This is a genomic window from Tunicatimonas sp. (assembly GCF_049647865.1).
GTDB lineage: Bacteria > Bacteroidota > Bacteroidia > Cytophagales > Cyclobacteriaceae > Tunicatimonas.
In genome coordinates this window covers 1-9,716 of record NZ_JBARYM010000678.1, presented here as the reverse complement: position 1 = coordinate 9,716, position 9,716 = coordinate 1, and the positions used below count along the sequence as shown (strand labels likewise).

Here is a 9,716-nt window from a genome sequence, read left to right as displayed (position 1 = left end):
GGACTGTAATTATTAACTAAGCAACTCATTTCAACTATGAAAAATATATTCATTCTATTCATCGGCTTAGCTCTCGTGGCGTGTTCCGAAGATAATTTTCTGCAAGAAGAAACCATTGGCGAATTATCGCCCGGACAAACATTAGACCCCGCCAACGTAGAGGGGGTTATTATCTCGGCCTACAGCATTCTAAATGGGCAGATTGACGAGGCTACTAATGCATTTAACTCTCCCGCTTCCAACTGGAGCTTTGGTGATGTACTTTCGGACGATGCCTACAAGGGCGGAGGGGGAACCGGCGATCAGAACCAAATCCACCAAATGGAGATTTATAATACTGACCCTACTATCATTGATGTGCAGCGCAAATGGTTGGCATTGTACGAAGGAGTGAACCGGGCTAACCAAGCCATCCGCCTACTGAACGCTTCAGAAGAATTTGACGCTGATTTAAAAACTCAGCGACTGGGTGAGATGCGCTTTTTGCGAGGACATTTCTACTTTGAACTGAAGAAGATCTATAATCAGATTCCCTACCTTGACGAAACGGCGGAGAGTCTGGAAGATTACAATGTTTCTAACACTGCCTTTTCATCCGAGCAGCTTTGGCAAAAAATTGAAGAGGACTTTCAAGCTGCCTTTGCTGCTTTACCCGACGAGCAAGCTGATCCCGGTCGTGCTACTAAGTGGGCCGCGCAAGCATACTTGACCAAAACTTATATTTTTCAGGAAAAATGGGCGGAGGCTAGTGCTGCTGCAGACGAAGTGATTAATAGTGGACAATACAGCTTGATGGAAAACTTTCGGGATGTGTTTCTACCGGAAAATGATAATGGTTCGGAGATTATTTTCGCTATTCAGCACTCTATCAACGATGGCTCTCCGCGTAATTTCAACGGTGGTATCGGGGATCGACTAGCTCCTCCTGGCGGACCATTTTATCCGCAGTATGGATTTCATCGTCCTACCCAGAACCTAATTAACGCCTACAAAACGAACGACGACGGTTTACCAGTGTTGAATAATATAGATGTAACCGAAGATGATTCCGTTGATCCTCGGCTTGATCATACCACCGCTCGCCCCGGCGTTCCTTATTTGGATTTAGACAGCCTGTACCGAGAAAGTTGGGCCCGCGATTTAGCAACTTACGGCCCGTACGGTCCTAAGAAACGCGTGGTGTCTGCTAACTCCTCCAGCTATCTCCCAGTATGGCCCTACGTAAATGCCCTCAATTACTATGTTATCCGCTACGCTGATTTACTACTATGGAAAGCCGAAGCAGCCATTGAGCTAGGGGATTTGGAAGTTGGGCGACAGTACGTCAATCGAGTGCGGGAGCGAGCAATGAATAGTGAGTACGTAATGATGCTAGACGGAAGTACTGAAGCAGCTAACTACCTAGTACAGCCTTACGCTTCGTTTGCTAACTACGATAAAGCCATTACCGCACTGCGTACCGAACGTCGACTAGAACTAGCTCACGAAGGGCACCGCTTCTTCGATTTAGTCCGCTGGGGCATTGCTGCCAAGATTATCAACGACTATCTGGAAGTAGAGCGAACCCGCCGGACCCACTTAGCGGGAGCGCAGTTCGAAGCCGGAACACACGAATATATGCCTATTCCCCAAGCCCAGATCGATTTGGTAGGTACCGACCTGATTCAGCAGAATGCAGGCTATTAATGGAGAGATTCAGAAGAGGAGAAAGGTATAATTACCCCCTCTTCTCCTTCTGGCTAGGAGCTTCCGGTAGCTGTTGCCGGAAAATACGTTTGGTGTAATAACCGGTTCCGGCTAGAGTAAGAACTACTATTCCGGCTGAAAACAGTTGAACGGTTATGTCACCATCATGCTTGATCAAAAAGTGGATCTCCTGGGCTTGGTTCCCTAGCCAGATTAAGAAAAACGTACGGGGTAGCATCCCTACAATTCCTCCTAACAAGTAGTTTCTTACCGATACTCCGGCTAATGGCAACACAATATTCATTAAGGTGAAGGGCATAATTGGTGACATACGGGCCAGCGTAGTTAGTCCTAACTGATTGCGAGCAATGCCGTGCTTAATTTGATAGGCTATTCTGGTTTGTAGGGTAGGTAGCTGCTCTAATACATGATCTAGCAGTCCCCGATCAATCCACTGGGTTAGCTGATATCCAATAAGAGAGGCAACAGTATATACTACAACCACTCCGGGCAATGCCGAAAAGCCCAGGAAGTACCCAAATACCAGGGCTACTAAAGAAGCTGGTAACAAAGCAATACTCATAGCTAAACAGCTTACGAACCCAATTATCATCCACTCGCCTGGAGAGAAAGCAGACAGAACTTGCTCATGCTGTATGACTTCGTAAGAAATTACCGAGCTAGTGAACAGTGGGCAGAGAGACATCCACCCAAAGAGCAACAATGCAGTGCGATGTTCTTGCAAAGTTGCGTTTAATCTACAAACAACCTGTTTTATCATAATCTTCTGTAAGGCAACCAACTGGCCACACTTATTTAGTAGTGTAGGTTAGTTAATTCTGCGAACCAAAATGTAACAATCTCGTAAGATTGGCTATCGCTCTTTTTCAATCTATAGTACTTATGAAATTCGGAACCAAAGTCATTCATGCCGGAGTAGAACCCGACCCCACTACCGGGGCCATTATGACTCCCATTTACCAGACTTCTACTTACGTGCAGGCCTCGCCGGGCGACCATCAAGGCTATGAATACGCTCGTACCCAGAACCCTACCCGACATACGTTAGAAAATAATCTAGCCGCGCTAGAAAATGGTACCCACGCCCGATGCTTTGCTTCCGGCATGGCCGCGGTTGATGCGGTTATCAAACTGCTCAAACCGGGCGATGAAGTAATTTCGACTAACGACCTGTACGGAGGCTCTTACCGAATCTTTACCAAAATCTTTGCCAATTACGGTATTAAGTTCCACTTTGTTCCGATGAATAATCTGGAGTCGGTGAAGGAAAAAATTACGGATAAAACCCGGATGTTTTGGGTAGAGACTCCCACTAACCCTATGATGAACGTGGTGGATATTCAAGCTGTAGCTAGTCTAGCTAAAGACCATAGTGCCTGGACTGTGGTGGACAACACTTTCGCTACCCCCTACTTACAAAATCCGCTAGATTTGGGAGCAGATATGGTACTGCACTCTATTACTAAATACTTAGGTGGTCACTCCGATACGGTGATGGGGGCGGTAATCGTAAACGATAGTACCTTAGATGAACGCTTAGGGTTTATTCAGAATAGCTGCGGAGCCGTGCCCGGCCCCCAAGATTGCTTCTTAGTGCTTAGAGGAATTAAAACGTTGCACGTGCGTATGCAGCGCCACTGCGAGAACGGACAGAAAATAGCGGAGTACCTAAACGAGCACGCCAAGGTAGAACGAATTTACTACCCTGGTTTAGAAACATCAGCAAATTATGAAGTGGCGCGTAAGCAAATGCGCGACTTTGGCGGTATGTTATCCTTTGTACTGAAGGGCGACCGGATGGAAGATGCTTTCCGGACGCTGGAAAAGCTGAAGGTATTTGCACTGGCTGAGTCTTTGGGTGGGGTTGAGTCGTTAGCCGGACATCCGGCCAGCATGACCCACGCTAGTATTCCGAAAGAGGAACGAGCAAAAACGGGGTTAAGCGACTCGCTTATTCGCTTGAGTGTAGGCATTGAAGACAGTGCAGACCTAATAGCTGATTTAGAGCAGGCCATTGGTTAAGCGGATAGTGTTTTATTAGGTACACTTCTTAAACCAAAGGCTTATTTTTTTATTCTTGTAGCGTATCTAGTTATAAAATAATACATTTCGACTAGTTACTTTTTATTTCACGGTTTTAGTCGTTTAAGTATTTTTCCTACTCATACATTTTCTAACATTCAGGAAAATGCTAGAGTAGCTTACTCACACTATCTAATTAGCATTGTTTTTGTTGGTCAATACACTAATATCAAATCTCGACGAGTAATAGCAATATCTCGTTTCACTTACATTACAATACTCACATAAAATAACCAAAAAATTATCACGACAGTGTATTTATGAGGTTAAAAGGTAGATTGTTATTATTTAGTACTTACTAATTTTTTATTTATGAGACAACTTTATTCTCGTTCGTTTAAGTTTCCGAAGATTCTTAATAGAACCCAAAACAACAAAGATGCCGATGATTTAATCCGGCACCAGAAAGCATCTTCACTCTTAGGTGCTTCCTTATTCGTATTCATACTCAGTAGTTTGCTTCACATCACTGCTGTGGCTCAAATCACTGCAATTGATTTTGACGATCGCTCTGGAGCAGACAATCAGGCGGTGCAGGATAATTCAATTGCGGGTAAATGGTTAGGTTTAATAGATGTTGCTGGTGGTACAACCCCTTATACACTTGAATTGGTTGATGATGGCAGTACTGATAACAACTTATTTACAATCAGCGGTGATTCGGTATTTGCGGCTCAATTCATTGATTTTGAAACGCTGACCAGTCCGTTAAGTATTCGTATTCAGGCAACCGATGCAGCGGACCCAGCAAGCGTATTCGAAGAAACGATCTCCATAGGCATTACTGATGTGGATGAAAGTGCAGCGGGTGCCCAATTCGGTGCTCCATCCGATGAATTTCAAGTTAATCCATCCAGTCCGAGTACGCAGACGAATGTTGCCGTCGCTGAGAATCAATCAGGAGCTTATGTAATTGTTTGGCAAGATCAAAGTGACGGGATTTTTGCTCAGCGATACAACGCCGCAGGTAATATGGCAGGCGAAGTACTAAGAGTTGACCCCGGTACGGTAGCAGCTCAAGCTCAGATAGATCCTGATGTAGCCGTAGCCGACGATGGAAGTTTTGTAGTAGTGTGGCAAGGTAGTGGCAATGCGGGCGGTAACGGTACGGACGTAATTGGGCGACTATATGCTAACGATGGTACCCCCGGAACTGAGTTTATTGTCAATACCCAGACGACTGGTGAACAGACTAATCCTCAAGTTGCTATGAATAGCACTGGCGCTTTTGTAGTAACCTGGCAAGGGATTAGTGCGGAAGACGCTGATGGGGGGGTATACGCTCGTCGCTATCAGGCTGATGGTACCGCCACCGACGCTAGTCAACTTATCGTTAATGTTGCACCATATACTGGTATTCAGCAAAACCCAACCGTAGGTATAGCCAGTAATGGTGCTTTTGCCGTAGCCTGGGATGATAATACAGTAACATCCGATATATATTATCAATTTTATGATGCAGCAGGAGCTGCTGGTGCGGCAGCTACAGCTAATAATGAAGTAGCCGGAAGTCAAATCCTACCGGATTTATCTATGCGCGAGAATGGAGCATTTATGATTGCTTGGCAGGGCCAAGGAACTAGCGATACTGATGGGATTTTTGCTCGACGTTTCAATAACACGGGTGGTTTTATTGGGAACCAATTTATGGTTAATACTACTACTGTCGGAAATCAGTTCGCCCCTTCAATTGCATTTGCTGAAGATGGTACCTCAGTTATAACCTACACCGGACAGGGGTCGGGTAACGAAATATTTGCCCGGAGATTCAACGAAGACCAAACGCCAATAGATAATCCGTTTGAAGTAAACCGCTTCCGAGTTGGTACGCAGCGATTTTCGGATGTCGCGGTAGATAATGATGGTGGATTTATTGTCGCTTGGGAAACTCAAGTTACTACAGGCTATAATATCTTCGCTCGCCGCTACTATACAAATGAAGCCCCTACATTGGTTGCGCTGGATGATACTGATATTGAAGACGCCAGTGCTATCGGTACGGCGGTAGGTACATTTTCAACGACTGATCCTGATGAAATTGGTCCTTTCGGTTATGCTTTGGTAGATGCTGCCACCAATCCTGACAATGCATCTTTTGCAATTGAAGGTAACCAATTAGTAACCGCTGAAGCAATAGATCAAAGTGCGAAAACCAGTTACACAATTAATGTCCGCAGCACTGATGGGTTCGGTTTATTCACTGAGAATACTTTTACTATTAATGTAGTAGAGTCTAGTGCTAATACCAACCCGGCTGTAGCGGCTAACAATGGACTTACGGTAGCTAAAGGCGATACAGTGATAGTTGCCACGGCTGCACTACAGGTTACTGATACCGAAAGTGCCGCCGATGCTATTACGTATACCTTAGTACAAGTACCGGTAAACGGATCGTTACAGAAAAGTGAAACTGCCTTAGTAGCGACTGAAACATTTACTCAGGCTGATATTGACGGTGGACTTATTATCTATGTTCATAACGATAGTGAAACTACTGCGGACAGCCTTACCTTTACAGCTGCCGATGCCAGTGGAGGAGTAACCGCTGAAACACAAGTGAATATTTTGATTACTACCTCAGATGCCCCCGTAGCGAATGCCGGTCCGGACCAAGTAATTACGGATGAGAACGGCGATGGTATGGAAGAAGTAACCTTGGATGGGGCAGCTTCTACAGACGACGGGACCATCGGTAGCTATGTTTGGATACGAAACGATACTGATACGTTGGCTACGGAAGTTAATCCAACGATAACATTGACGGTAGGTACGAACATTATTGCTCTGGTTGTTACTGATGATGAAATGCAGACTGCCTCAGATACAGTTGTGATCACTATAAACGATCCGGTTAGCAATACCATGCCTATTTTAGCTACCAATGCCGGATTGAACTTAGCGCAGCAGGGTGCTACCGCGACAATTACCTCAGCGGAACTGGAAGCAACAGATGAAGAAAGCGCACCGGAAGCAATTACTTTTACGCTAACTCGGGTTCCAGTGAACGGCGTACTACAGTTAAGTGGTGCTGATTTAGCAGTTGCCGGTACGTTCACCCAAAAGGATATTAACGATGGTTTATTAAGCTATGTTAATAGTGGAGCATCTGAAGCAAGTGATTCAGTAAAGTTTACTGTGGCCGATGCTGAAGGCGGAGCGATTCCTGAAACTACATTCAGTATTTCTATTAATGTAGTAACCGGATTAGGTGACGAGATTAATGGCGAAATAGTAGTAGTCTATCCAAACCCTTCTCAGGAATTGCTATACATTAAAATGAAAAATAATTTTGATAAAGTTCAGATAGATGTAAGCAATAATATGGGAAAACTGCTAAAATCAGTACATTTGAGTGCAGTAGACTTGCGAAAAACCCCAGTGGACATTAGTGATCTTACAAAGGGCACATATTTTGTTAGAATTCAAGCTGACCAGCAAACTGTAGTTAGAAAACTTAATAAAGAATAATTATGCGAACCGTATTTTCAATAATTTGCCAACGCCGGTATTTTCCGGTCTACTTACTATCAGTATTAGTAGTCTTAGCCAGTTGCAAGAACGATGATGGCGGCGGAGATAACTCGCCCGAGTTGAATGCCCAGCAAGAACGCGCACAAGCATTAGCCGGGACCTGGGTGAGTAGCCAAGTAGCTGAGTCGCCGGGTGATACCGAAGACGCAGCGATTCAAGAATTAAACAGCTTACAGCTTGTATTTGGAGTAAATCAAACTACGCTTGCGCCCACGACCTTTAGTGCCAGTGGTGCAGATACCTACTTCAATTCGGGATCAGGAGCAAGTTGGGGTTGGGGTAATGCAGATCCGGACGATGATGCGATTACTTTGAGCGCAGTAGCACCGGTGGCAGCTTTTGACATCACTTCTTTTGACGGAAGCACTATGACAATTTCTTTCAATTTTGAAGGAGCTTCTACTGGACGAATTGCTGGATTAGGAGCGTACCGAGTGCAGTTGACTAAACAGTAGTAGTATTTCTACTTGAGAAAGTAATGAGCCGAAGGTAGACCACCTTCGGTTTTTTTTATCCTATTTGTGCCGTAAACAAATAAGAAACTAGCTCATACGTTCCGTAGAGTAATAAGCTGACTACACCAAGTATAGCTACAGCAATTCCCACCAGTACGCCAGTGCCTTTGCCTTGGTATTTTTTCTCCGTATAGTGTTTTTTTAGCAAACGTATGTTGCGAGTATTAGCTTTATAAAAAAAGTCAAAGACGTTACCTAAAATAGGGATGCTTCCTATAATGGCATCGAGAGCAACATTGCCTAACATCATAATAATTACCTTGCGGCTTGCTCCGTGCTTAGCCATGTAGTAGACTAACGATCCGGAAATAGCCAAGGAAGTAGCGTCGCCCAAGCCGGGAAATAAACCAAGAATAGGATCTAAACCAAAGCGATAATTTGTGCCCGGTATCCGGAATTTTGAGTCCATAATTCGCGTAATACGGTCTACCCACTTGAGGTTAGGAACATTTTGAAAAGGATTATCTTGTATTTTCGTTACGGATCGTGCCATAAAAAATCGTTTATATAGTGGTAAAAGACCTCTTCGTATTATGCTAGATATCTCTGTCTAAAACTTTCAACTGAAGGACGCGCCCTTCTAAAAAATTAGCTTTTTCTATTTATATAAACTCAGACAAAAAGATAAAGTTATACGCTAACTTTTCACTCGAGAACAAAACAAATAGGTTCGTAGAAGAAAATAGATACTAAACGTATCTTCAACTTCTTCTAAAAACGTCATTATGACCGAGGTACGAGGGAAGTAATCTCCCGCGTCGCGGCGGCTCACTTTCAGCAGATTGCTTCTTCGCTTCGCGCAATCACGCTAATATAAATATGATCTAGTACTTAATACCTGCCAACTGGGATTTATCATCAAATCGTCAACCTTTTAGGGAGATGGTAACCGAATGCCGATAGACAGGATTACTACCTATTAGTTAAAATTTGATTCCCATATCTAAGCTGAACAGGTCATTCTTAATAACAAGATCGCCTACATTGGCATCAGTAGATCGTACTACATTTCCTAGCCCTCGGCGGTAGCTAAATCCACCAAACAAAATGGTATTGTAACCTAACTGATATTCAGCCCCGGTACCCAGTAGAAGTGAAGCATCCAAGTTTCTAAACTCGCTAACAAATTGAGGGTCATCACTGAGATTATCTTCTAAAATTTTAATATCTATAGCAAAGCCAGCTTGAAAGTAAAGTCGAACATCTAGCGCAATCTCGTTCGTAAACAGTTTAGCAGTAGCGGGTAATTGAACATAATGCAACCGGTACGCTTCCTCTCGGCCATCCGCTACACGTTCAATCCCTACTCGTTTGGGAACGAAGAAAATACCACTAGAAAGGTAGTAATTCTCCTGAAACATATAATCAACAATAGCCCCCGCGATCAACCTTCCTCCTATTCCACTGTTGCCAAATTCTTCAAGAGCTTCATCATCGTTAAACCGATTAAAACTGAGGGTGGGTGATAGTTGCGCCCCAATTTTTACCTGGGCTTGAGCACTGATGTAAGAAAAACTAAAAAATAGTAGCAGAATGTATCGTACCATCAATAAATTATTTTGAGTAATAATCCGTTTTCCCACTAAAGTAATTCTTTATGCTCCTAAATTTGATGTATCTGTTTCTGTTGCTTGCTTTCTTGAGTTCGTGTCAGCCAAATTATTGTTCTAACGAAGTAGATGTATCGGATATTTCCGTTGACGTAGAGATCATTCGTCTGGAAGATGAAATTTTCTCGGCTCAGTCACCTTCTGATATTCGCGAACTGCTTCAATCTCACGCTCAATATCGGCAACAATACGCGAATTTAAGCGGAACCCCGAAAGATTCGCTCTTTTATCAAGAATATTTTCGCATTACCCACGACCCTAATATTGATAC

7 protein-coding genes and 1 pseudogene are annotated in these 9,716 nt (G+C 43.8%); 5 read left to right on the top strand and 3 right to left on the bottom strand.

Annotated elements, in window-relative coordinates:
- Positions 1-36 precede the first annotated feature (36 nt).
- Positions 37-1,686, top strand: coding sequence for a RagB/SusD family nutrient uptake outer membrane protein (locus tag WBA23_RS19875; RefSeq protein WP_424584027.1), 1,650 nt, complete (start codon positions 37-39; stop codon positions 1,684-1,686).
- Positions 1,687-1,717: 31 nt separating this feature from the next.
- Here the strand turns inward: WBA23_RS19875 and WBA23_RS19870 are convergent, their stop codons facing one another.
- On the bottom strand, positions 1,718-2,431 hold the full coding sequence (locus tag WBA23_RS19870; protein ID WP_424584026.1) for a TVP38/TMEM64 family protein: 714 nt from the start codon (positions 2,429-2,431) through the stop codon (positions 1,718-1,720).
- 158 nt (positions 2,432-2,589) lie between these two features.
- On the opposite strand from WBA23_RS19870, the gene WBA23_RS19865 reads away from it, so the two are divergent.
- From WBA23_RS19865 to WBA23_RS19855, 3 genes are all read left to right on the top strand, one after another.
- Positions 2,590-3,729, top strand: a complete 1,140-nt coding sequence (locus WBA23_RS19865; protein ID WP_424584025.1) for a cystathionine gamma-synthase — start codon at positions 2,590-2,592, stop codon at positions 3,727-3,729.
- Positions 3,730-4,101: 372 nt separating this feature from the next.
- A complete protein-coding gene (locus WBA23_RS19860) occupies positions 4,102-7,257 on the top strand; it encodes a cadherin-like domain-containing protein (RefSeq protein ID WP_424584024.1) in 3,156 nt (1,051 codons plus the stop codon).
- Between the two features lie 2 nt (positions 7,258-7,259).
- Complete coding sequence (locus tag WBA23_RS19855) at positions 7,260-7,775, top strand: hypothetical protein (RefSeq protein ID WP_424584023.1); 516 nt, start codon at positions 7,260-7,262, stop codon at positions 7,773-7,775.
- A 55-nt stretch (positions 7,776-7,830) separates the two neighbouring features.
- Here the strand turns inward: WBA23_RS19855 and WBA23_RS19850 are convergent, their stop codons facing one another.
- Together WBA23_RS19850 and WBA23_RS19845 are read right to left on the bottom strand one after the other, a co-directional pair.
- Complete coding sequence (locus WBA23_RS19850; RefSeq protein ID WP_424584022.1) at positions 7,831-8,328, bottom strand: DUF4112 domain-containing protein; 498 nt, start codon at positions 8,326-8,328, stop codon at positions 7,831-7,833.
- A 430-nt stretch (positions 8,329-8,758) separates the two neighbouring features.
- Complete coding sequence (locus tag WBA23_RS19845; protein WP_424584021.1) at positions 8,759-9,382, bottom strand: outer membrane beta-barrel protein; 624 nt, start codon at positions 9,380-9,382, stop codon at positions 8,759-8,761.
- 50 nt (positions 9,383-9,432) lie between these two features.
- On the opposite strand from WBA23_RS19845, the pseudogene WBA23_RS19840 reads away from it, so the two are divergent.
- Positions 9,433-9,716: pseudogene (locus tag WBA23_RS19840) on the top strand (hypothetical protein); the annotation flags it as partial.

Bases quoted from the DNA above. Each gene is read 5' to 3' on its own strand.
- WBA23_RS19850 (WP_424584022.1), bottom strand. From the start codon at position 8,328: ATGGCACGATCCGTAACGAAAATACAAGATAATCCTTTTCAAAATGTT.
- WBA23_RS19845 (WP_424584021.1), bottom strand. From the start codon at position 9,382: ATGGTACGATACATTCTGCTACTATTTTTTAGTTTTTCTTACATCAGT.
- WBA23_RS19855 (WP_424584023.1), top strand. From the start codon at position 7,260: ATGCGAACCGTATTTTCAATAATTTGCCAACGCCGGTATTTTCCGGTC.
- WBA23_RS19860 (WP_424584024.1), top strand. From the start codon at position 4,102: ATGAGACAACTTTATTCTCGTTCGTTTAAGTTTCCGAAGATTCTTAAT.
- WBA23_RS19865 (WP_424584025.1), top strand. From the start codon at position 2,590: ATGAAATTCGGAACCAAAGTCATTCATGCCGGAGTAGAACCCGACCCC.
- WBA23_RS19875 (WP_424584027.1), top strand. From the start codon at position 37: ATGAAAAATATATTCATTCTATTCATCGGCTTAGCTCTCGTGGCGTGT.